At 30.5% G+C, this 25131-nt stretch carries 21 protein-coding genes and 2 riboswitches; of the genes, 1 reads left to right on the forward strand and 20 read right to left on the reverse strand.

Annotated elements, in window-relative coordinates; genetic code table 11:
* Positions 1-214 precede the first annotated feature (214 nt).
* From PHEL85_RS07655 to PHEL85_RS07750, 20 genes are all read right to left on the reverse strand, one after another.
* A complete protein-coding gene (locus PHEL85_RS07655; RefSeq protein WP_036823505.1) occupies positions 215-457 on the reverse strand; it encodes a hypothetical protein in 243 nt (80 codons plus the stop codon).
* Positions 458-460: 3 nt separating this feature from the next.
* On the reverse strand, positions 461-3136 hold the full coding sequence (metH, locus tag PHEL85_RS07660; protein ID WP_052108495.1) for a methionine synthase: 2676 nt from the start codon (positions 3134-3136) through the stop codon (positions 461-463).
* The gene (locus PHEL85_RS07665; RefSeq protein ID WP_036823510.1) at positions 3136-3417 is read right to left on the reverse strand and encodes an antibiotic biosynthesis monooxygenase family protein; all 282 of its coding nucleotides are present in this window, start codon (positions 3415-3417) and stop codon (positions 3136-3138) included. Before PHEL85_RS07665 ends, metH begins: the two co-directional genes overlap by 1 nt.
* Before the next feature lie 8 nt (positions 3418-3425).
* Entirely contained in the window at positions 3426-4439 is a 1014-nt protein-coding gene (locus PHEL85_RS07670) for a homocysteine S-methyltransferase family protein (RefSeq protein ID WP_036823513.1), read from the reverse strand.
* A 51-nt stretch (positions 4440-4490) separates the two neighbouring features.
* Positions 4491-4612, reverse strand: a riboswitch (SAM riboswitch).
* Positions 4613-4670: 58 nt separating this feature from the next.
* Positions 4671-5558, reverse strand: coding sequence for a cysteine synthase CysM (gene cysM, locus PHEL85_RS07675; protein WP_036823516.1), 888 nt, complete (start codon positions 5556-5558; stop codon positions 4671-4673).
* A gap of 1 nt (position 5559) precedes the next feature.
* On the reverse strand, positions 5560-6318 hold the full coding sequence (gene epsC, locus PHEL85_RS07680) for a serine O-acetyltransferase EpsC (RefSeq protein WP_036823519.1): 759 nt from the start codon (positions 6316-6318) through the stop codon (positions 5560-5562).
* Positions 6319-6329: 11 nt separating this feature from the next.
* Positions 6330-6662, reverse strand: coding sequence for a 2Fe-2S iron-sulfur cluster-binding protein (locus PHEL85_RS07685; RefSeq protein ID WP_036823522.1), 333 nt, complete (start codon positions 6660-6662; stop codon positions 6330-6332).
* Between the two features lie 307 nt (positions 6663-6969).
* Positions 6970-8025, reverse strand: coding sequence for an NAD(P)/FAD-dependent oxidoreductase (locus tag PHEL85_RS07690; RefSeq protein ID WP_036823523.1), 1056 nt, complete (start codon positions 8023-8025; stop codon positions 6970-6972).
* A 160-nt stretch (positions 8026-8185) separates the two neighbouring features.
* Positions 8186-8764, reverse strand: coding sequence for a bifunctional precorrin-2 dehydrogenase/sirohydrochlorin ferrochelatase (locus PHEL85_RS07695; protein WP_036823525.1), 579 nt, complete (start codon positions 8762-8764; stop codon positions 8186-8188).
* Between the two features lie 4 nt (positions 8765-8768).
* Positions 8769-9539: a uroporphyrinogen-III C-methyltransferase gene (gene cobA, locus PHEL85_RS07700; RefSeq protein ID WP_036823527.1), complete on the reverse strand. Its 771-nt coding sequence runs from the start codon at positions 9537-9539 to the stop codon at positions 8769-8771.
* A 17-nt stretch (positions 9540-9556) separates the two neighbouring features.
* Positions 9557-11650, reverse strand: a complete 2094-nt coding sequence (locus PHEL85_RS07705) for a HEPN domain-containing protein (RefSeq protein WP_036823529.1) — start codon at positions 11648-11650, stop codon at positions 9557-9559.
* A 45-nt stretch (positions 11651-11695) separates the two neighbouring features.
* Complete coding sequence (locus PHEL85_RS07710; protein ID WP_036823531.1) at positions 11696-12943, reverse strand: sulfate adenylyltransferase subunit 1; 1248 nt, start codon at positions 12941-12943, stop codon at positions 11696-11698.
* Positions 12944-12969: 26 nt separating this feature from the next.
* Positions 12970-13875: a sulfate adenylyltransferase subunit CysD gene (gene cysD, locus PHEL85_RS07715; RefSeq protein ID WP_036823533.1), complete on the reverse strand. Its 906-nt coding sequence runs from the start codon at positions 13873-13875 to the stop codon at positions 12970-12972.
* A 9-nt stretch (positions 13876-13884) separates the two neighbouring features.
* Complete coding sequence (locus tag PHEL85_RS07720; protein WP_036826019.1) at positions 13885-14499, reverse strand: phosphoadenosine phosphosulfate reductase family protein; 615 nt, start codon at positions 14497-14499, stop codon at positions 13885-13887.
* Entirely contained in the window at positions 14499-14762 is a 264-nt protein-coding gene (locus PHEL85_RS07725; RefSeq protein ID WP_036823536.1) for a DUF2061 domain-containing protein, read from the reverse strand. Before PHEL85_RS07725 ends, PHEL85_RS07720 begins: the two co-directional genes overlap by 1 nt.
* A gap of 217 nt (positions 14763-14979) precedes the next feature.
* Complete coding sequence (locus tag PHEL85_RS07730) at positions 14980-15393, reverse strand: RrF2 family transcriptional regulator (RefSeq protein WP_036823549.1); 414 nt, start codon at positions 15391-15393, stop codon at positions 14980-14982.
* A 95-nt stretch (positions 15394-15488) separates the two neighbouring features.
* Positions 15489-16700: a polysaccharide lyase family 7 protein gene (locus tag PHEL85_RS07735; RefSeq protein ID WP_052108496.1), complete on the reverse strand. Its 1212-nt coding sequence runs from the start codon at positions 16698-16700 to the stop codon at positions 15489-15491.
* A 112-nt stretch (positions 16701-16812) separates the two neighbouring features.
* A complete protein-coding gene (locus PHEL85_RS07740; RefSeq protein WP_036823551.1) occupies positions 16813-17979 on the reverse strand; it encodes a trans-sulfuration enzyme family protein in 1167 nt (388 codons plus the stop codon).
* An 81-nt stretch (positions 17980-18060) separates the two neighbouring features.
* On the reverse strand, positions 18061-21459 hold the full coding sequence (thrA, locus tag PHEL85_RS07745) for a bifunctional aspartate kinase/homoserine dehydrogenase I (RefSeq protein ID WP_036823554.1): 3399 nt from the start codon (positions 21457-21459) through the stop codon (positions 18061-18063).
* A 204-nt stretch (positions 21460-21663) separates the two neighbouring features.
* Positions 21664-22938, reverse strand: a complete 1275-nt coding sequence (locus PHEL85_RS07750; RefSeq protein WP_036823556.1) for an O-acetylhomoserine aminocarboxypropyltransferase/cysteine synthase family protein — start codon at positions 22936-22938, stop codon at positions 21664-21666.
* Positions 22939-23129: 191 nt separating this feature from the next.
* Positions 23130-23254, reverse strand: a riboswitch (SAM riboswitch).
* A gap of 447 nt (positions 23255-23701) precedes the next feature.
* Here PHEL85_RS07750 and metK point away from each other — a divergent pair.
* Positions 23702-24958, forward strand: coding sequence for a methionine adenosyltransferase (gene metK / locus PHEL85_RS07755; RefSeq protein WP_036823558.1), 1257 nt, complete (start codon positions 23702-23704; stop codon positions 24956-24958).
* The last annotated feature ends 173 nt before the right edge of the window (positions 24959-25131 follow it).

Here is a 25131-nt window from a genome sequence, read left to right on the forward strand (position 1 = left end):
CTCCAAAGGAGGAAAACTGTTGCGGGTTATTTTGTGTTAATATTATATTTTTTTGGCGTTCCCTAAAGGTCGCGCTTTCCACTATATCTTTTTATCGTTCCTCAAAAAAGGATGCCGTTTCAATCGCTTACGCAACTTGTCTGGAAACTTTTATCATCTTTCAAAACTCTGTGTATGCTAATAAGCATAGGAGTGTTTCTTCCCTTTGGGAAGATTAAGATGGGCTCTTTAATAACTTTTTTACTTCTTCAAAATCTTCTTTATATTCCCAATAAATCCATCTTCCATCTACATAATCTGTCAGAATATATTTTTCGCTTAAAGATTTAATTCTCGAAACCGCAATTAATTTCTTTCCAAAATTCTCTGCAGGAATTTGTACAATAATCTCTTTGTTATTTTTATCATAACCATGAGAAATAATGTAACTCCCTAATGTTAATTCTATAAACTCCATATTTTATTGATCTGCAATATTAGGGTGTAACCATTTTCTTGCTTTCTCTTTTTTAATTCCTTTACGTTCAGAATAATCTGTAATTTGATCATCTGTAATTTTACCTAAACCAAAATACTTAGCTTCTTTATTTCCAAAATAATATCCAGAAACTGCAGCTGCTGGCCACATTGCCAAACTTTCTGTTAGCTTAACTCCTATTTGAGCTTCTACATCTAGTAAATCCCAAATAGTTTCTTTTTCTAAATGATCTGGACAAGCAGGATATCCTGGTGCAGGTCTAATACCTTTATAACTTTCTTTAATTAAATCATCATTAGACAAAGTTTCATCAGAAGCATAACCCCAATGTTTTGTTCTAATTTGTTTGTGCAAATATTCTGCAAAAGCTTCTGCAAATCTATCTGCAATGGCTTGTGCCATAATTCCGTTATAATCATCTTCTTTAGCTCTGTAACTATCAGCTAATTCTTGTGCTCCAAAAATTCCGACACAAAAAGCGCCCATATAATCTGTTTTACCAGTTTCTTTTGGTGCTATAAAGTCTGCTAAAGCATGATTTGGTATTCCTTCTCTTTTCTTTAATTGCTGACGTAAAGTTCTAAAAATTGCGACTTCTTTTCCTTTTTTCTGAACAGAAATATCATCTTCATTAATAGAATTTGCTTCAAATAAACCAAAAATTGCTTTTGGTTTTAATAATTGTTTTGCAATAATTTCATCAATCATTGCTAATGCCTCTTCATACATTATAGAAGCTTGCTCACCAACAACCTCATCTGTTAATATTGCCGGAAATTTACCGTGCAAATCCCAACTTCTAAAAAACGGACTCCAATCTATAAAAGGCAATAATTCTTTTAAACTCAATTGTTCTAACGTCTGAATTCCTAATTCTCTAGGTTTTACAATTTCAGAAGTTTCCCAATCTATTTTATATTTTCTATTACGCGCTTCATCTATAGAAATATATGATTTTTCTTTACCTCGTTTTAAAAACTTGGTTCTAAATTCATCATAATTCTTCTTTAAATCTGCAACATATTGATTTGATGTTTTCCTATTTAATAAATCACCAACAACAGTAACTGCTCTAGAAGCATCATTTACATGAACAACTGCATTTTTATATTGCGTATCAATTTTAACTGCTGTATGTGCTTTAGAAGTTGTTGCCCCACCAATTAATAATGGTAATTCAAAATTTTGACGTTGCATTTCTTTTGCTAAATACACCATTTCATCTAACGAAGGCGTTATTAATCCACTTAAACCAATAGCATCTACACGTTCTTCAATAGCAGTTTGAATAATTTTTTCCGGCGGAACCATTACACCTAAATCAACAATTTCGTAATTATTACAAGCCAAAACAACACTTACAATATTTTTACCAATATCATGTACATCTCCTTTTACTGTGGCCATTAATATTTTACCAACTGGTTCTTGCTTATCACCTTTTTCAGCTTCTATAAACGGATTTAAATATCCTACAGCTTTTTTCATTACACGAGCAGATTTAACTACTTGTGGCAAAAACATTTTTCCCGCTCCAAATAAATCTCCAACTACATTCATACCCGTCATTAAATTCCCTTCAATAACTTCAATTGGTGCCGCTGCTGCTTGTCTTGCTTGTTCTATATCTTCTATAATAAAGGCATCAATTCCTTTTACTAAAGCGTGTGTAATTCTATCCTGTAAAGGGTTTTCTCTCCAAGATAAATCTACTGTTTTTTCTTTTTTAGAACCTTTTACCGTTTCTGCAAAATCTAATAAACGTTCAGTTGCATCTTCTCTTCTATCAAGAATAACGTCTTCTACATGTTCTAATAAGTCTTTAGGAATATCATCATAAACCTCTAATAAAGCAGGGTTTACAATTCCCATATTCATACCTGCTTGAATTGCATAGTATAAAAACACAGAATGCATTGCTTCTCTCACTCCGTTATTTCCTCTAAAAGAAAATGATACATTACTTACACCTCCACTTACAGAAACATTTTCTAGGTTTTCTCTAACCCATCTTGTTGCTTCAATAAAATCGATGGCATTTTTTCTGTGTTCATCCATTCCTGTGGCAACAGGAAATATATTTAAATCGAATATAATATCTTCTGATGGAAAGCCAACTTTGTTCACTAAAACATCATAAGAACGTTGTGCAATCTCAATTCTACGTTCGTAATTATCTGCTTGCCCAACTTCATCAAAAGCCATTACAATTACAGCAGCACCATAACGTTTTATTTGTTTTGCTTCCCAAATAAATTTTTCTTCACCTTCTTTTAAAGAAATCGAGTTTACAACACACTTTCCTTGAACAACTTGTAGGCCAGCTTCAATGATTTCCCATTTAGAACTATCAATCATCATTGGAACTCTACAAATATCTGGTTCTGCAGCAATTAAATTTAAGAAACGAACCATAGATTCTTTTCCATCAATTAAACCATCGTCCATATTAATATCGACAATTTGTGCTCCACCATCTACTTGATGACGCGCAATATCTAACGCTTCATCAAATTTTTCTTCTTTAATTAATCGTAAAAACTTACGAGAACCTGCAACATTTGTACGTTCTCCAATATTTATAAAATTGCTATTTTCGTTTAGAATTAATGGTTCTAAACCAGACAATCTCATATATTTAGTTTGTTTTATTTTCATTATTTATAATGTTCTACTGTTGGAAAAGGTTCATAAAAATGATGTAATAAGCTTTTCCATTCTTGATATTCATCAGATTTTCTAAATCCGATTTCGTGGTCATCAATTGTTTCCCAATTGACTAATAAAATATATTTATCTTCTTGTTCTAAACACTTCTTTAATTGATGAGAAATATACCCATTCATAGAAGAAATTATATTTTCTGCTTTTTTGAAATTATTTTCAAAATCTTCAGAAAGAACTTTCTTTACATTTAATATGGCTACTTCTAATATCATCTCTAAACTTAATGTTTTTCTAAAATATGTTCAGAATGTTGTCTTGGTTTATATTTAGCAGCAATATTTGCAATTACTCTAATATGATCTGGACTTGTACCACAACATCCACCAATAATATTAATTAAATCTTTCTTTAAATATTCTTCAATTTGCTCGCCCATTTCTTCTGGAGTTTCATCATATTCTCCAAAAGCATTTGGTAATCCTGCATTTGGATGCGCAGAAATTCCAAAATCAGTTTTGTTTGCAATTGCTTCTAAATGTGGTTGTAATAAATTGGCTCCTAAAGCACAATTAAACCCAACTGTTAATAAAGGAATATGAGAAACAGAAATTAAAAAAGCTTCTGCTGTTTGCCCAGATAAAGTTCTTCCTGAAGCATCTGTAATTGTTCCACTTAACATGGTAGGAATCTCGATACTTCTTTCGTCTTTTACTTCTTCAATAGCAAACAAAGCTGCTTTTGCATTTAAGGTATCAAAAACAGTTTCTACCAATAATAAATCTACTCCACCATCAACTAAAGCTTCTACTTGTTGTTTATATGCAATTCTTAATTCATCAAAAGTAACAGCTCTATAACCAGGATCATTTACATCTGGAGACATACTTGCTGTTCTATTTGTTGGGCCAATAGAACCTGCAACAAAACGTGGTTTGTGTGGTTCTTTTGCCGTAAATTCATTGGCAACTTCCTTCGCAATTTTTGCAGATTGGTAGTTTAATTCATACACCAAATCTTCCATTTGATAATCTGCCATTGCAATGGTAGTACCAGAAAAAGTATTGGTTTCTATAATATCTGCACCCGCTTCAAAGTATTTACCATGAATGGTTTTAATTGCTTCTGGTTGCGTTATTGACAATAAATCGTTGTTACCCTGTAAAGGTGTTGGGTAGTCTTTAAAGCGATCTCCTCTAAAATCTTCTTCTGTGAATTTATAGGCTTGTAGCATAGTACCCATTGCACCATCTAAAACCAAAATTCGTTCTTGTAAAGCTTTGTAAATATTTGACATTCCTGAAAATAATTTTTTATGTTATCAGGAAAAGAAGGATTGGTATTCTATCCGTTATCTCTCTGTTTATTCAGTAGAAATTAGCACCTTCTTTAAGATACTGAATAGATTTCAGCATAAAAGGGTTGCCAAGGTTTCCTTGGGTCTAATCCCTCAACCTTTCTTGATAACAATATTAAATAATGAACTAGTTCGCTGCAAATTAACGAACTTTTTATTTGTTTTTATAATTTATTCGTAGATATCTGATGATAAATAACGATCTCCTCTGTCGCAAATAATAGCAACAACAACACCTTTATCTATTGAGTTTGCTACTTTTAAAGCAGTTGCTACAGAACCTCCGCTACTCATTCCTGCAAAAATACCTTCTTCTTTTGCAAGTCTTATTGTCATTTCTCTAGCTTCTTCTTCACTAACTTCTAAAACTTTATCTACTTTTTTAGCTTTAAAAATAGCTGGCATATATTCTTTAGACCATTTTCTAATCCCAGGAATTCTTGCTCCGTCTTTAGGTTGTGCTCCAATAATTGTAATGTCTTCGTTTTGTTCTTTTAAATAATCTGAAACACCTGTAATTGTACCTGTAGTTCCCATTGCAGAAACAAAATGAGTTACTTGTCCTTCTGTATCTCTCCAGATTTCTGGACCAGTTGTATTATAATGTGCTTTTGGATTATCGAAATTATCAAACTGATTTAAACGAAAATATCCTTTTTTATATTTTAATTTTAATGCATAATCAATGGCTCCTTCCATACCTTTTTCTGCAGGAGTTAAAATTACTTCTGCACCATAAGCACGCATTGTTTTTACTCTTTCTATTGTTGAGTTTTCTGGCATTGTAATTACCATATTTACACCCAAAACTTTTGCCATTAAAGCCAAAGCAATACCTGTGTTTCCACTAGTTGCTTCAACTAAAGTATCTCCTTTTCTAATATTTTTTCTTTTTATAGCTTCAGAAATCATATAATAAGCAGCTCTATCTTTAACACTACCTCCTGGATTATTACCTTCTAATTTTAATAATAAAGTAACTCCCTCTTTTTTGAAGATATTTTGTGCTTCAACAAGTGGTGTGTTTCCAACAAAATCAATGATACTTTTGGTTTTCATATTAATTTCTTTTTTGAAAAATATTATTTTCTGATTTTACAGTTACAATCGAATTTTCTGGAACAGAATCTGTAATGCAAACATTTGCTCCAACAACAGAGTTTTTTCCAATAATGACATTACCTCCTAAAATGGTTGCATTTGCATAAATTACAACGCCACTTTCTATAGTTGGGTGTCTTTTTGTTGATGCTAAACTTTTCTTTACTTGAATTCCTCCTAAGGTAACTCCTTGAAAAATCTGAACATTATCTTTAATAACAGTAGTTTCTCCAATGACAATTCCTGTTGCATGATCTATAAAAAATGAATCTCCAATTTCTGCTCCTGGATGAATATCTGTACCTGTTGTACTATGTGCAAATTCACTCATTACTCTAGGCAAAACTGGAACCTCTAATTTTAATAATTGATGACTTAATCTATGAACAGCAATTGCGTAAAAACCTGGATACGCTAAATACACTTCTTCTAAACTTTTAGCAGCAGGGTCATTTTTTTCTGCAGCAGCAGCATCTAAATCTAATTTTTGCCTTATGGTAACAAAAGAATCTTCAAAATCATTCCATAAATCTTCTCCGTTTTCAACAGACAATCTTTCTAAAATTTTTAAAAAATTTATTCTTGTTTCAGGACCGCTTTCAGATAAATGATTTACATCAAACAAATTATTAATTAATTGTTTGGTAAAAGTTCCTACAGCATCTCTTAAGCACATGCTGTAATTTTTAAACATAATTTTTTCTTCTATTTCTTTCATTTATAGAGCCCTTACATTTCTGGTGCTAATTCTACTTCTAACCCATCCATTTCTGGTGTCATTTGTATTTGACACCCCAATCTGCTATTATCTTCCACATAAAATGCCTCTGCTAACATAGCATCTTCATCATCTGTCATTTCTGGTAATTGGTGTTCTGATTTTACATAACATTGACAAGAAGCACACATAGCCATACCTCCACAAACACCAATTGTACCTTCTTCTGCTAATTCGTATGAACGAACAACTTCCATTAGATTCATTGCCATATCTGTAGGTGCAACTACTTCATGTGTTACTCCATTTCTATCAGTAATTTTTATGTTTATATCTACGCTCATTTTTAAACTTTTACCAAAATTCTAAATTAAAGATTTTGGTGAATTTTAAACCTTACATATTTTTTTAAAAATGTAAAGTTAATGTTACTATTTTAATTGTCTGCAAATTTATATAAACCTAACTTATTTACACCTAGATTGTTCTTAAATAAACAAGAAAGCCTTTAAGGTTTAAATTCGCAATTAATTGCAAGAAAGCTATTTGCTTCAGACAAGTCTAGCCCAGATTGAAGCATTTGTTTGAGCTCTTTTTGCTTTTTGGAGCAAAAAAGCGAGTGCTGAAAGCTGGAAATAGCTTCTAAAAAAATTATTGAATTGCTTTTACAACTGCTTTTGGAGCTTCTTTTTTAGTTCCATCAAAACCTTCTACCCCTCCTACTGTTGTATATTTCATCACATACTTCTTGTCTGGAAAGATTCTTTTGTATGCACTTTGACACATTAAAGTTGCTTCGTGAAAACCACATAAAATCAATTTTAGTTTTCCTGGGTATGTATTTACATCACCAATAGCATAAATTCCTGGTATGTTTGTTTGATAATCTAAAGCGTTATTTACCTTAATTGCATTCTTCTCAATTTCTAATCCCCAATTTGCAATTGGACCTAATTTTGGTGACAAACCGAATAAAGGAATAAAGTGATCTGTATCTACAATAAATGCATCTTCTCCTTTTTTCTCTACAGCAACACCAGTAACTTTATCAGTACCAATAATTCCCTTTACTTCTGCAGGAGTAATCATCCTAATTTTTCCTAAATTTTTTAATTCCTGTACTTTTTCTACTGAGTCTAAAGCGCCTCTAAATTCGTTTCTTCTATGAATTAAAGTCACTTCTGACGCAACATCAGACAAGAAAATAGCCCAATCTAAAGCAGAATCTCCTCCACCAGAAATTACTACTTTTTTATCTCTGTATAATTCTGGTTCTTTAATAATATATTCTACACCTTTATCTTCAAAATCTGCAATATTAGGAATCAATGGCTTTCTTGGTTCAAACGAACCTAAACCACCAGCAATAGCAACAATTTTAGCATGATGTTTTGTTCCTTTATTTGTGGTTACAATAAAAGTACCGTCATCTTGTTTATCTATTGTTTCTGCTCTTTCTCCTAAAGTAAAACCAGGCTCAAACTGTTTGGTTTGCTCAATTAACTTATCCGTTAAATCTCCTGCTAAAATCTCTGGATATGCAGGAATATCATAGATAGGTTTCTTCGGATAAATCTCTGAACATTGTCCTCCAGGTTGTGGTAATGCATCAATTAAATGACATTTTAATTTTAATAAACCTGCTTCAAAAATTGTAAATAATCCTGTTGGTCCTGCTCCAATAATTAGTATATCTGTTGTAATCATCTTGTTTATAATCCTTATATTATTTAATATTTTGTTGAGATTTCTCAACTCTGCTAAAGCTTCGTTCGAAATGACAAACTTTTGTCATCTTGAGCGAAATGTAATGAAGTCAAAAGATCTCTATTTACAGAGAGATTACTTCACTTTGTTTGCAATGACATTATTTTTTCTCTATTAATCCTTTGGTGAATTCGTTTAATGTTTCTACTTTTTGTTCGAAATCTCCTTTGATGGTTTTTCTAAATTCGTTTAGATTTTTCACTAAATCATCAATGTTTTCTGGAATTACTTCCTCAAAAAACTGACGTAATCTTTTTGCTGTTGTTGGCGACTTTCCGTTAGTACTAATTGCCACTTTTACATTTCCTTTGGTAACAATTCCTCCCATATAAAAATCGCAAAATGGAGGATTATCTGCCACATTTACCAAAATACTTCTCTTTCTACAATGTTTGTAAACTTTTTCGTTTACTTTAGGAATATCTGTTGTTGCTACTACAATATGCATTCCTTTTAAGAAACTTTTTTTATATTTTTTATTGATAAATTTTACATTTCCATTTTTTGCTAATGTTTTTGTCCCTTCTCTAAACATTGGAGAAACCATTGTTACATTAGCATCTGGACTCGATTTTAATAAAAAAGTTAATTTCTCTTCAGCTACAAAACCTCCACCAACAATTAAAATTTGTAAGTTTTTTGTTTTTAAAAAAATAGGATATAAATTATTTCTTTCCATAAAACTATCCTTTTAAATCGTTTGCAAATTGTTGTTGAATATCTAAAATTGCTTGACGATGCTTTACAACTTCTCCTAAAACAATAATTGCTGGATTTTTTAATTCCTTTTCTGCAACAATACTTTCAATAGTATCTACAGTTCCAATTCCAACTTTTTCTCTTGGAGTTGTTCCTCTTTGAATAATTGCAACTGGTAAATTATTTTTCTCTTCAGCTTGAAACAACTTTACAATCTGAGGTAACTTACTCATTCCCATCAAAACAACTACAGTTGCATTCGATTTTGCAGCCAACTCAATATCATTAGATATTTTATGATCTTTTGTTGTACCTGTAATTACCCAAAAACTTTCTGCACTTCCGCGTTTTGTTAAAGGTATGTTTTGATATGCAGCAACTGCTAATGATGATGAAATTCCTGGAACAACAGCAACCTCTAAACCTAAATTTGCAGCAAATTCCATTTCTTCTGCTCCTCTACCAAATATAAAAGGATCTCCACCTTTTAAACGAACTACATGTCCGCTAGATTTTGCTCTTTCAACAATTAACTCATTAATTTGTTCTTGTTGATATTTATAGCAACCTCTTCGTTTTCCTACAAAAATTTGTTCAGCTTCTGGATTGATATAATCTAACAATTCTTCATTTACCAAAGCATCATACAAAACAACATCTGCAGTTCTTAAAACTTTTATGGCTTTTACTGTGATTAAATCTATATCTCCAGGACCAGCACCTACAACTGTTAACTTTGGTGTTTTTATACTCATTTTATTATTTTAATAGCTTATTGTGCTACTGCAGTTTCAGATTCTCTATAAGCTCTTACTTTTTGTAAAAACCTATTCGCATCATTAATATATTTTTCAGCAAATTCTGCTGTTGGAGCAAATTTATTGATTTGATATATTAAATCGGCAAAAGAAGTCCCTAAATCTATTTTTTCTGATGCAACAAATAATTCGTCAAATTGAGAAATGATACTTGCATGCGTATTTGTTTTCTTATTTTCTGCTAATAATGAAGCTTTTGCTGAATTTACAATAGATTGATATGCATAATAAATTGCTCCAGAATATACTTTGTTTTCAAAAGCTTCCTTAGCATTGTCTATTTTTTCATCACTTTCTAAAAATAAAGTAGCAATTAAATCGATAACTACACCTGCACATTCTCCAATTCCGATTTCTTTTACATACTTTTCTGATTCTCCCCAATCAATAAAATCTTCTTGCGTTAAATTAGAAACGTCTTGTAAATCATTTAAGAAATCATAAAAATATTTTTCTCCTTTTTCTTTATAATATGCTACAAACTGTTTTCCGTTTGCATTAGCTTCAAAATCATTTAAAATTCTGCGTAAAGCTTCAGGCCCTCTTTTACTTGGTACTTTTACAACCTTATCTGCAAAAGCTCCATTTCCATTTCCTAAATTACCTCCACCTAATAAAACTTGTAACGCTGGCGCAACTAATTTATCTGGTGTTCTAACAGTCATTCCTTGAAAACCAATGTTTGCCATATTGTGTTGTCCACAAGCATTCATACAACCACTAATCTTAATAACAAGATCTTCGTTTTTTAAATATTGCGGATAATCTGCTGCAATTATTCTTTCTAATTCTACAGAAATCCCTGTACTACTTGCAATTCCTAAATTACAAGTATCGGTTCCTGGACACGCTGTAATATCTACTGCTTTGTTATAACCTGCTTCTACAAAACCTAATTTTTCTAATTCTTGATAGAAATAAGGAACTAAATCTTCTTTTACAAAAGGAATAACTATGTTTTGACGTAATGTTAATCTGATTTCTCCAGCCGCAAATTCATCAACTAAATCTGCTAACAATCTTGCTTTATCTGTATAAAAATCTCCTAATAAAACTTTAATTCCGATAGCAACAAAACCTTCTTGTTTTTGAGGAATTAAATTTGTTGATTTCCATAATTCAAACGCAGTTTGGTCTTTAATTTCAACTTTTGGTGCTTCTACAGAAACTGGTGTTGATGCTACGTAAGAATCTGCATCAATTGCAACTGTTTTTAATTCAATTGCATTTTGTTCTTGTTCAATTAAATCTCTAAAAGCTTCTAAACCGATATCTTTTAACAAGAATTTCATTCTAGCTTTGGCTCTACTTTTACGTTCACCATAACGATCAAAAATTCTTAAAACACCTTCCATTACTGGAATAATTTTATCTGAAGGTAAAAACTCATACAAAGTTTCTGCATGTCTTGGCTGAGAACCTAAACCTCCTGCAACCATCACTTTAAAACCTCTTACTCCATCTTGAATTTTAGCAATATATCCTAAATCGTGTAGATAAGACAAACCTGTATCTTCATCTGTAGATGAAAAAGACACTTTGAATTTACGTCCCATTTCTTGACAAATTGGGTTACGTAAAAAGAATTTGTATAATGCATCTGCATAAGGAGAAACATCAAAAGGTTCGTTTACATCTATACCTGCAGTTTCTGAAGCGGTTACATTTCTAACAACATTTCCACAAGCTTCTCTTAACGTAACATCATCACGTTCTAATTCTGCCCATAATTCCGGAGTTCTATTTAAATCCACATAATGAATTTGAATATCTTGACGCGTTGTTATATGTAATCTTCCTCTAGAATATTCGTCTGAAACTTCAGAAATTCTTCGTAATTGATTACTCATTACTTTACCATAAGGTAGTTTTATACGAATCATTTGCACGCCTTCTTGACGCTGACCGTAAACTCCTCTTGCTAAACGTAAACTCCTAAATTTTTCTTCATCTATTTGTAGATTATTGAATGCTGCAATTTTATCTGCTAATTCAATAATATCTCTTTCTACAACAGGATTTTCTATTTCGGTTCTAAAACTCTGCATGATTAAATATTGGTTGGTAATGGTGGTTGGTAATTAGTAATTGGTTTATTTTATAAAACCAACTCCTACTGTATTGTTCGTTTTTGGATTGATTAAAATGAAAGATCCATTAGATTTATTATCTTCATAGGAATCAAAAGCTAGTGGTTTGCTTAACTTTAATTGAATTTCGCCTATTTGATTTAATTCTAATACTGATGGATTTTCTTCTTTCCCTGAAAAATCTGTTTTTATAATGCTAGACAATTGTGTAATTTTTGCTTGTGCATCATTTACACCATGTTTAATATAATATTTTTGAGAAGCTTGTAAAGGCTCTTTATCCATCCAGCAAATGGTTGCATCTAATTGCTTTGCAATTGTTGGCTCTTCATTTGTTTTTACTAACATATCTCCTCTACTTACATTTACATTATCTTCTAAAGTAATTGTTACAGAACTTCCTCTTTTAGCAGTTTCGAATTCTTTATCAAAGAAATTAATGGTTTTAATTTTCGATTTTGTTTGCGATGGTAAAACAGCAACTTCATCTCCAACAGCTAAATCTCCTCCATAAATTTTACCTGCATATCCTCTAAAATCGTGATACTCTTCTGTTTTAGGTCTGATAACAGTTTGAACAGGAAAACGCGTTTGAGATTCATCATTAATATCTTCTGGCTCTAATCTCTCTAAATGATGCATTAATGTTTCTCCCTTATACCAAGGTGTATTTTCAGATTTATGTACAACATTATCTCCTTGTAAAGCAGATAAAGGAATAAAGGTTAAATTCTGACCTTTATACTCACTTTTACTTGCTAAATATTCAATTTCTCCTTTGATGGCATTGAATTTTTCTTCTGAAAAATCAACTAAATCCATTTTATTTACAGCAATTACAACATCTTTGATTCTCAATAAATTATTGATAAAAAAGTGTCTGTAAGTTTGTTCTACAACGCCGTTTCTTGCATCAATTAAAACAATAGAAGCTTGTGCTGTAGAAGCGCCAGTAACCATATTTCTTGTATATTCTATATGACCAGGAGTATCTGCAATAATGAAACTTTTTGATGGTGTAGAAAAATAAATATGTGCTACATCAATTGTAATTCCTTGTTCTCTTTCTGCAACCAAACCATCAGTTGCTAAAGAAAAATCTAAATAGTCAAAACCTCTTTGTCTACTTTTTTCTTCTATTGCTTCTAATTTATCATCAGTTAGTGATTTTGTATCGTATAAAATACGACCAATTAAGGTACTTTTACCATCATCTACACTTCCTGCTGTTGCTATTTTTAATACTTTCATTTTGTTTTCTTTTGGTAAAATTAGATTTAGAAATACCCTTGTTGTTTTCTTTTTTCCATTGCTGCTTCAGAACGCTTATCATCTATTCTTGCACCTCTTTCTGAAATAGATGAATCTCTAATTTCTTCTACTACTTTTGCAATATCTACAGCATCAGATAAAACTGCTGCTGTACAACTCATATCTCCAACAGTTCTAAAACGAACCATTCTTTCTTCTACAACTTCTTCTTTATCCCTATACACAACTGCATCATCTGCAGACCAAATCATTCCGTCTCTAACAAATATTTTTCTTTTGTGTGCAAAATAGATGGAAGGAATTTCGATATCTTCTTGCTCTATATAAGACCAAACATCTAATTCTGTCCAGTTAGAAATTGGAAAAACACGTACATTTTGTCCTAAATCTATTTTTCCGTTTAACATATCGAAAACTTCTGGACGTTGGTTTTTTTCATCCCATTGACCAAAATCATCTCTTACAGAAAAGATTCTTTCTTTAGCTCTAGCTTTCTCTTCATCTCTTCTTGCTCCTCCAATACATGCATCAAATCCAAATTCTTCGATAGCATCTAATAAAGTTTCTGTTTGCAACATATTTCTACTTGCATATCTACCAGTTTCTTCTTTTACACGACCAGAATCTATATTATCTTGAACATCTCTTACAATTAATTCTACTCCTAATTCTTTGACTAAACGATCTCTAAACTCAATCGTTTCAGGAAAATTATGACCTGTATCAATGTGCATTAAAGGGAAAGGAATTTTTGCAGGATAAAATGCTTTTTGCGCTAAACGCACTAATGTTATACTGTCTTTTCCTCCAGAAAACAACAACACAGGTTTTTCAAACTGAGCTACTACTTCTCTAAAAATATAAATTGCTTCACTTTCTAAAGCATCTACTTGTATTGTCTTATTACTCATAATTATGTTTTAGATATGTAAACCACATTCTCTGTTACTTTCTACTTTTGTAGGATCGAAATATGTAAACTCATTTGGCAGGTTTTTTTCTACTAAATAAGCGTCTAACTCTTCATCTGTACTGTTGTAAAAAGGACTAACTTTTATAATTCCGTCTTTGCTAACAGAAACAACATCTATGCTATTTCTAAATGCAGTTTGACCTTTTCTTAAATTTGTAAACCACACATCTGGTTGATGTTCTTTCATTGCTCTTGCAAATGGCTCTAACTTTACTTGTTCAGTAAAAAGAACATGTTTAGGATCCTCTATTGAAGGTACTCCTAAAACTACATTTCTATGAGCAGCAGTTTGCTTTGGTGTATATAAGTGAATATTTAAATTCAGCTTTTCTATAATTTCTTCTGCGTGCTTATAAGTTTGTACAGTATTATAACCAGTATCACACCAGATTACTTTAATGTCTTTCTGAACATCTGTTACTGCTTTTAAAATTGCAACTTCATATGGTCTAAAGTTGGTTGTTATTACAGCATTTTTTGCAAAAGAAACAGCCCAAGAAATAATTTCTTCTGGACTTTTGTCTTTTAATTCATTGTTTATTCTCTCTAAATCTAGGCTCATTATTTTCCCCATTTTATTTTGTTCCAAATTCTTTCGTGAAAGAAATACAAAACTAATTTTGTTAAAAAATCTACTGAAGCAATAGAAGTTGCTAAGGCAATTTCTCCTGTTAAAATGTACGATACTATTAAAGTATCTACAGTACCAATAATTCTCCAGCTTAATGCTTTTAATACACTGCGTAAAGGTTTTTCAGAATTTTTATCTTCTTCAAAACCTTTACCCTGTGCTTTTTTACTAAAAATGATTTGGTTTAAAATCATAAAAAAATTAATTCAAATAATTACCCTACCTCTTTAATAGGGTATGCAAACATACATCATTTATACATAAATAAAAATGATAAAACCCTAAAAAAAACCTAAAGCCTATAGAATTAGTAGATTAATAAAAAAAAGCTATAAAAATTATGAATTACCAACTACTACAAGGATTTAGTAATTAAAAATAATTAATGAAGTAATAAAATTAAAAAGTGTTTTAGCAATTGCACAATTCTGCCAACGTAGTATTTCTAAATATTTCTAAGGAACTATCTCTAACTTGCGCCATTAATTTATGAACTGCACAGGCATTTTCATCTGGGCAATCATCACATTTTTCATAGAAATTTAAACTAACACAAGGGATCATAGAAATAGGACCTTCTAAAATTCTCATAACTGCAGTCATTTGTATTTCATTAGATTCTTTTAAAAGATAGTAACCTCCACCTTTTCCTTTTTTAGAACCTAATAATCCGTTTTTACGAAGTGTTAAAAGGATACTTTCTAAAAATTTTAAAGAAATATTTTCACTCTCAGATATTGTAGCAATAGAAACAGGTGTTTTATTTTCCTGTCTTGCTAAATAAGTAAGCGCTTTAATACCGTATTTTGTTTTCTTTGAAAGCATAAAACAAAATTACACAATTTAATGTAATTACTATAGTAAAATAGTAGGATAAACTTTTATAAAAAAAATGACTTATAGAAATAGAAAAATCTATTTTAATTTAAGGTGTGAGATTTTTCTAAAGCGTAAAAAGTTACTTGAGCATAATCATTATCATCTCCAGAATTATTTACATGATAAACTCCTGCTTTAAAATACATATATTGGCCACTAACATTAAAACCACTATTTACCATATTTATGGTATTTACAATATCATCTTTATCTTCTCTCAAAATTGTAACTGTTAAAATATCTCCAACAACTTTAATTGTATAACTAAACTTTTCATCAAGAGCAATTCCGTCTGAAGGATTAGAAGCACTATTACTTCTAGAACCTATCATTTCGTGCCACTGTTCACTTCCATTTCCGTCAGTTGGTTCATGTGCAAAATAGATAGAACCTAAAGCATTATCTTTTAATTTTCTATAATATATACGTATTGGTTCATCATCATTTGCATGAATTTGCCCAATAATAACTCTACCAATATGACTACTATCTCCTGTTGTTGTAACATGATTTACTGCAAGAGTTGCATTCATTTCACCATCAAAACCAGCAGCTGCAGTTTTATCTGTTTCTGGAGCAGTACCAAAAACCCAATTATTTTTATTAACTCCTTGTGTACTTATACTTGTATCAGTTCCTCTTAACATTTCTCTAAGTTCTACTCTTGTATAACTAGTACCTGCAGATGTTTTATAACCTTTTACAGGACATTTAAAAACCATCCCTCCATCATCTGCTGTATAAAAGTAATTACTATTTTGATAACTGTTATTAATATCACTTACAGAAATAGTTTTTGAAAAACCACTTCCATTATTCTCTGGAGTATTCAATTTCCAGGTAGATAAATCAAAATTTTCAGAAGGTGCTTTATTTGGATCTAACTCTCCTGAAGATTGATTACTTTCTTTTCCTGCTTGTGTAATTATTATGATTTTTGAAAGGCCACTCCCCTTTACTGTTAATTTTCCTGTACGTTTACTATCACTTAAATTTGCTTCTACAGAAACATCTATTGATCCATTATCAGTTCCTTTTGAAGGTGTAATCATAACCCAATTAACATCATCAATTGCTGTCCAATCCAAATTAGAGGTTACAGTAATTGATTGCATTTCTTCATTAGCAGAAAACTCCGTCAATGAAGATAAAGACAAATTATCTGGAAGTTCTACTTTACTTGAATCTTTAGAACAATTAAGGAATAAAAATGCAATAACTAAAACTGTAAAAACATTGTATAATAACTTCATAATATTTTTCAAAAAAAACTCTAATTAATTGATGACTTAAAATTAGTCATAATTCAGCAAACAGAATTCAATTTTTAACAAAATTCTACTATAAAAAAAGATTTAATTTTTATTAAAGTTCTAAAGCCTGTTTTAAATCTGATATAATATCATCTGCATGTTCTAATCCTACAGAAACACGAACCAAACCATTTGTAATACCAACTTCTAGACGATCTTCTTCAGACAAACGACCATGTGTTGTAGACGAAGGATGTGTTACAATTGTTCTTGTATCTCCTAGGTTTGCAGATAATGAACACATTTTAATTTTGTCTAAAAATTTTCTCCCAGCATCAATTCCTCCTTTAATTTCGAAAGCAACAATATTACCTCCTAATTTCATTTGATTTTTAGCAACTTCATATTGTGGATGCGATTGTAAAAATGGATATTTTACAAATTCTACATTCTCATTTTCTTCTAAAAAATGAGCCACTTTTAATGCATTTTCGCAATGTTTTTCTACTCTTATTGATAAAGTTTCTAAACTTTTAGATAAAACCCAAGCATTAAATGGAGACATTGCTGGACCAGTATTTCTTGCAAAAAGATAAATTTCTCTTAACAAATCTTTTCGACCAACAGTAACTCCTCCTAAAACACGACCTTGTCCGTCAATTAATTTTGTTGCAGAATGAATTACTAAATCTGCTCCAAATTTAATTGGCTGTTGTATATAAGGTGTAGCAAAACAATTATCAACAATAAAAATTAGATTATGCTTTTTTGCAATCTTACCAATTCTATCTAAATCTAAAATATCTACAGCAGGATTTGTAGGTGTTTCAATATAAAGAACCTTAGTATTTTCTTTAATTAAACTTTCTACCAAATCTACTTCATCAACTTTAAAATAAGAAGTTTCTATATTCCACTTTGGTAAATAATTGGTAAACATACCATGCGTTGAACCAAAAACAGATCTACAAGAAACAATGTGATCTCCTGCACTTAATAAAGCTGCAAAAGAGGAAAAAATTGCTGCCATTCCTGTTGCAAAAGCATAACCAGATTCCGCTCCTTCCATGTCTACAATTTTATCTACAAATTCTGTTGTATTTGGGTTTGTAAATCTACTATACAAGTTACGTTCTTTTTCTTCTGCGAAGGATGAACGCATGTCTTCTGCATCATCAAAAACAAAACTTGATGTTAAATATAATGGTGTAGAATGTTCTGAAAACTGACTCCTTTCAGTTTGACTTCTAATGGCTTTTGTTTCGAAATGTTTACTCATTTAAATAGTGGTTAGTGGTTGGTTTTTAGTTGTTCTTATTTGACTGAAATATAATCAACTAAAAACTACTTACTATTTTTTTTAATTATTATGTTTTGCTAATCTTAATATATCTCCAAAAACTCCTCTTGCAGTTACACTTGCTCCTGCTCCTGCTCCTTGAATTACAATGGGTTGTTCTCCATAAGATTCTGTATAAATTTCAAAAATTGCATCAGAACCTTTTAAAGAACCTAAAGGTGTACTTTTATCTGTGGAAACTAATTTCACTTCTAATTTCCCTTTATTTTTAGACAAATCTCCACTTAATTCACCAATATAACGTAAAACGTGATTTGGCTCTTGATTATCTTTTATTATTTGATATTCATCATTTAACAATTCTAAATTACCTAGAAATTCATCCGCAGAACCATTTCTTAAATTTTCAGGAATTAGATTTTTAATTTCAACTTCTGATAATTCATTTTCTAATTCTAATTCTCTTGCCAAAATTAGTAATTTTCTAGCAACATCATTTCCTCCTAAATCTTCTCTTGGATCTGGTTCTGTAAAACCTTTATCTATTGCTTCTTGTAATGTTTCTGAAAAAGAAACATTTTCTGCAGAAAAAGTATTAAAAAGATAACTTAAACTCCCCGAAAAAACGCCTCTAATTTTAGTGATGTTTTCTCCAGATTCATGTAGTAAACGAATCGTATCAATTAAAGGTAAACCTGCACCAACATTAGTTTCATACAAGTATTGTTTTTTGTATTCTTTTAATTTTGCTCTAACTTCTTTATAAAAATCGAAAGATAAAGTATTGGCTATTTTATTACAAGAAACTAAATCGAAACCAGCTTCTATAAAAGGAATATAATTTGCTACAAAATTTACACTAGCTGTATTATCTACTACAATTAAATTTTCGAAATGATGCTCTTTTGCAAAGGCAATGATATCATTAACATTTACATTTTCTGCACCTTTTTCTAAAAGATTTTCTTTCCAATTTTTAGAAACTCCATCTTTTTTTAACAGTACTTTTTTAGAATTTGCAACTGCAAAAACATTCAATTGTAATTTTCTTCTTTCTAAAACAGATTGTGTGTTTTCTATTATTTGATCAATTAAAGTTCCTCCAACTAAACCTTTACCAAAAATGGCAATGTTTATTTTCTTAGTTACTCCAAAAACCTGACCATGAATTACATTTACTGCTTTATACAATTCATTTCTTTTAACCACCAAACTGACGTTTTTACCAGTAACAGTATTGTTAAATAAAACAGGCACAATTTGATTTTTTATCAAAGCATTATAAGGTAAATGAAATTCGCTTAAATCTTGACCGATAATAGAAATTACCGAAACATTTTTTACAACAGAAATCTGATTTACATCTTGAGAATAAAAATCATTTTCAAACTCTTTTTCTAATGCAGCAACTGCTTCTTCAGAATTATGCGCATCAATAATTAATCCTATTCCTCTTTCTGATGAACCTTGCGCAATTATACTTACACTTATATTTCTATCACTTAAAGCTTTAAAAATACGAGCATCTACTCCTACTTTCCCTAATAAACCTCTTCCTTCAAAGTTTAATAAAGCAACATCTTCAATTGTAGAAATTGATTTAATTCCTTTTGTTGAAGATTCTGAAGTTATTAAAGTTCCTTTATCTTCTTTATTAAAAGTATTTAAGATTCTTAAGTTGATATTTTTTTCTAATAACGGAATTATGGTTTTTGCATGTAAAATAGTTGCACCAAAATTTGCCAATTCATTTGCTTCTGAATAAGATAATTGTTCAATCTTTTTTGCATCTGCAACTAAATCTGGATTTGCAGTGTAAATTCCACTTACATGTGTATAGTTTTGCAATTCATCTGCATCTAAATAATTTGCTAATAAAGCTGCTGTGTAATTACTTCCATTTCTACCTAAAGTAGTTGTTTCTCCTTTTTTATTAGATGCAATAAAACCAGCAACAACATTAATGGCATTACTATTCTTAAAATAAGAAATAACATTCTCTTTAGAAATCGCTGTAATAGGTTGCGCATTTCCGAAATTTTCATCCGTAATTATTAAAGATCTTGCATCTACAGAATTGGCAGAAATATTTTCTTTTTCCAATAAACTTGCTACTAATTTTACTGATAATAATTCTCCTTGTGCTAAAACTTCATCTTTAATTTTCTGACTAAAATCTCCTAACAAAGAAACCCCTTCAAAAATGGTTTCTAATTTTGAAAATTCTTCAGAAAAATCAACCTCACTATTTGGCTCTAGTTGATATGCTTTAAATTCTTCAAACTTCGATTTATAAGCAGTTTTTGCTGCAGCATTTTGCAAAATAGATTCTAATTCGTTCGTAGAATTCCCTCTTGCAGAAGCAACAATCGTAATTTTTTCTCCGGATTTATATTTATTGACTATAATTTCTATAGCATTTTTTAAGCCTTTTCCGTTGGCTAAAGATTTTCCTCCAAACTTTAAAACTTTCATCTTCTTTTCTCTATAATCTTTATTAAAAATAGGTTCTATAATTTTTTGTAGTTGATCATATTCCATTAAAAATGCATCATGACCATGAACCGAATTTATTTCATTATATGTAACATTATCTTTTGTTAATGCTAACTTTTTATGTGTTTCTCTATTTTCTTCTGCTGTAAAAAACAAATCAGAATCAACACCTATAATATGAATATTGGCATCAATTTTATCTAAAATTTCATCAGATTTTTCTCCTCCAATAGTTACATCAATTGTTTTTAATAATTGATTCATTAATTTATATGAAGATAATTGATAACGTTCTTGCAAAGATTTCCCATGATGCAACAACCAACTTTCTACGTCAAAAATGTCTGAATCTTCTTTTTTTGATCGATGAAAACGTTCTTTAAAAGACTCTGGAGTTCTATAACACAACATGGCATGCATACGTGCATCATGCACAGGATTACTAGAATTTACTAAAAATTGCTCTTGAATTTGACAGTTTGCAATTAACCAATCTGTAGATTTCCAATCTGTAGCAATTGGTAAAAAATGTTGGGTTAATTTATTGTTTAAAACCATCATTTCCCAAGCAATTCCTCCACCTAAAGAACCTCCAATTAAAGCAAATATTTTATCAATATTTAAAATTGACAAGCCTTCTAAAAATATTCTTGCTACATCTCTGGCAATAAAATCTTTATAATTATCAATTAAAAATTCATCAAAACCATTACCAGGAATATTAAAAGATAAGATTGTATAAACATCTGTATTTATTGCTTTATTTTCTCCAACAATATCTTGCCACCAACCATTTTTACCAGCAACATTTGAGTTACCCGTTAAAGCATGATTAATTAACACTACAGGAGCTGAACCTAATTTTTGTCCGAATTCTTGATAACTCAAATTAAGTTCAGAAATTAAAGCACCAGATTCTGATGTAAAATCTTTTATTTTTATATGTTGTAATTGATGTTCCAAATCTATTTATAATCCTTTTTATTAAAATAATGATTTTTTTTCAAAGTACATTAGTTTGTCATTTCGACCTTGTGGAGAAATCTAAAATTAGATTTTTCGACTTCATTTCATTTCGCTCAAAATGACAAACTAATTTTTTTTATACTCTCTTAAACTTTTTTCAAAACTTTTAAAACTTTCAACTGCGCTCAAGAAGACATTTATTTATAATTCTGAAAAAGCTGCTTTTAAATCTGCTTTTAAATCTTCAATATTTTCAATACCAACAGACAATCTAATTAAATCTTGACTAACACCAGCACTTTCTTGTTCTTTTTCATCTAATTGTTGATGCGTTGTGCTAGAAGGATGAATAATTAACGATTTTGTATCTCCAATATTAGCTAATAAAGAAAATACTTTTGTTTTATCTGCTATTGTTTTTGCTGCTTCAAATCCTCCTTTTGGACCAAAAGTAACAATTCCACTTTGTCCATTAGGTAAATATTTATCAGCTAAATCTTTATACTTACTACTTTCTAAACCAGGGTAATTTACCCAAGCAACTTCTTCTTGCTCTTCTAACCATTTTGCTAATTCTAAAGCATTTTTAGAATGTTGCTGAATTCTAACTGGTAAAGTTTCTAAACCTTGAATAATATTAAATGCATTTGTAGGACTTAAAGCGCCACCAAAATCACGTAATCCTTCTAAAATTAATTTAAAAGTATATGATGCTGCACCTAAAGCTTCATGATATTTTAATCCATGGTAACCTGCTGAAGGCTCTGTAAATTCTGGAAATTTACCATTTGCCCAATTAAACGTTCCTGCATCTACAATTGCTCCACCTAAAGAAGTTCCTTGACCTCCAATATATTTTGTTAATGAATGAATTACAATATTTGCTCCATGTTTAATAGGATTTAATAACGCAGGTGTTGCTACAGTATTATCTACAATAAAAGGCACTTCTGCTGCTTTAGAATGTACAGCAATTGCTTCTAAATCTAAAACATCTAGTTTAGGATTTCCTAAAGATTCTACAAAAAATGCTCTTGTGTTGTCTTGTACAGCTTCTGCAAAATTGTCTGGATTAGAAGCATCTACAAACGTAGTAGTAATACCAAACCTTGGTAAAGTAACACTTAATAAATTATACGTTCCACCATATAAACTACTAGAAGCCACAATATGATCTCCTGCTTTTAAAAGTGTTAATAATCCTGTTGAAATTGCTGCTGTTCCAGAAGCAAAAACTACTGCTCCAATTCCACCTTCTACAGCCGCCAAACGATCTTGTAAAATTTGATTTGTAGGATTGTTTAAACGAGTATAAATAAAACCTAATTCTTTTAATGAAAAAAGATTTGCTGCATGTTCTGAATTGTTAAAAACATACGAAGAAGTTTGATAAATAGGAACTGCTCTTGTTCCTCCATTTTGTGTTACGTCATGCCCTGCATGTAATGCGTTTGTTGCTAATTTGTACGTACTCATTTTTCTAATTTTTTTGAGTTAATATTGGTTCTCGTTTTCACGAGAATGACATTTTTAAAAGAAACACAATATTGCATATTGTGAATCATTTTAGAATTAAAACAAAAGTTGAATGCATCAAAATTTTTGATGTACTTACTAGAAAAATGTTATTAAGAATTATTCAAATACACGAAGGTGTACTTGTTTTTGGGTTATCTATCCAATTTCTGATAAATGAATCTGAAATTAAGTAGAATTTAGCACCTTCTTTTCCTCACGAAAAGGGTTGCTAAGGCTTCAACGGGTCTAATCCCTTCACCTTTCTTGATAACATTTCAATAAGTTATTGAACTTTGTGAGTGCAAATATATGCTCAGAAAAATTTAATATCCAAATAAAATTGGAATTATTTTAAAACAGCTAACAATATCTCATTAAAAACATAAAGTTTTTAATGATTAAATAAATATTTAATAACGAGCTTAGTTTTATTAATGATACCATAAAAAAATATTATTATTAAAAATTATGTTATTTAGATTTATAGTGTAACTTTGCACAGAATTTTAGAGGAAAAATTTGAACTGATTGCAACCTCTGACGCTGATTATTATCAGCCGAAACAAAAAATGCTAAAGCAGTAATTATCTACTCCTTTCAGCGACCAAGCAATCTCTTTTCATTTTTCTTGATTCCTGTTTACACAGGAAAGACAAATTTTAAGGAAACCTATATACATTCTATAAAGGAATCATTTTTAATATCATAAAAGAAGATTATTATGTCATATTTATTTACCTCAGAAAGTGTTTCTGAAGGACATCCAGACAAGGTTGCAGATCAAATTTCTGACGCTTTAATAGATAACTTTTTAGCTTTTGATAAAACAAGTAAAGTTGCTTGTGAAACTTTAGTTACAACAGGACAAGTTGTTTTAGCTGGTGAAGTAAAATCTAAAACGTATTTAGATGTACAAAAAATTGCTAGAGATGTAATTAACAAAATTGGTTACACAAAAGGAGAATATATGTTCGATGGAAATTCTTGTGGAGTTTTATCTGCAATTCACGAACAATCTCCAGATATTAACCAAGGAGTTGATAGAGCAAATCCAGAAGATCAAGGTGCAGGAGATCAAGGAATGATGTTTGGTTATGCAACAGATGAAACTGAGAACTATATGCCTTTGGCTTTAGAATTATCTCATAGATTATTGATAGAACTAGCTGCATTAAGAAGAGAGAATACTGATATTCCTTACTTAAGACCAGATGCAAAAAGTCAAGTTACAATTGAATATTCTGACGATAATGTGCCACAAAGAATTGACGCAATTGTTATTTCTACTCAGCATGATGATTTTGACAAGTCTGATGAAGTAATGTTAGCGAAAATTAAAAAAGACATTGTAGAGATTTTGATTCCTAGAGTTGTTGCAAAATTACCAGCTCACATTCAAAAATTATTTACAAACGATATTACATATCACATAAACCCAACTGGAGTTTTTGTTATTGGAGGACCTCATGGAGATACTGGTTTAACAGGAAGAAAAATTATTGTGGATACTTATGGAGGAAAAGGTGCTCATGGTGGAGGAGCTTTTTCTGGAAAAGATCCTTCTAAAGTAGATAGATCTGGAGCATATGCAACAAGGCATATTGCTAAAAATTTAGTTGCTGCAGGACTTTGTAAAGAAGTTTTAGTACAAGTTTCTTACGCAATTGGTGTTGCTAAACCAACAAGTATAAATGTTGAAACATACAATACTTCTAACGTAGATTTATCTGACGGAGAAATTAGTAAAATAGTAGCATCTATTTTTGATATGCGTCCTTATTTTATTGAAAAACGATTAAAATTAAGAACTCCTATTTATTCTGAAACTGCTGCTTATGGTCATATGGGAAGAACTCCAGAAGTTAAAACAGTAACATTTACAAACCCTATGGGAGAAACCGTTTCTGAAGAAGTAGAAACTTTTACTTGGGAAAAGTTAGATTATGTAGATACCATAAAAGAAGCTTTTAAGTTGTAAAAAAAGCTTTCTCATACTTTCAAAAAACCTTTAGAAATTTAATTCTAAAGGTTTTTTTTTGCTTCAAATTTTCTTTTAAAAACAAGAATTTTATCACCATCAAATTAAACCAATTTTTTTTTAATTAAATAAATATCCGTACATTTGGTTAACCAAATTGGTTAACCAATTAG

The organism is Polaribacter sp. Hel1_85 (assembly GCF_000766795.1).
Taxonomy (GTDB): Bacteria; Bacteroidota; Bacteroidia; order Flavobacteriales; family Flavobacteriaceae; genus Polaribacter.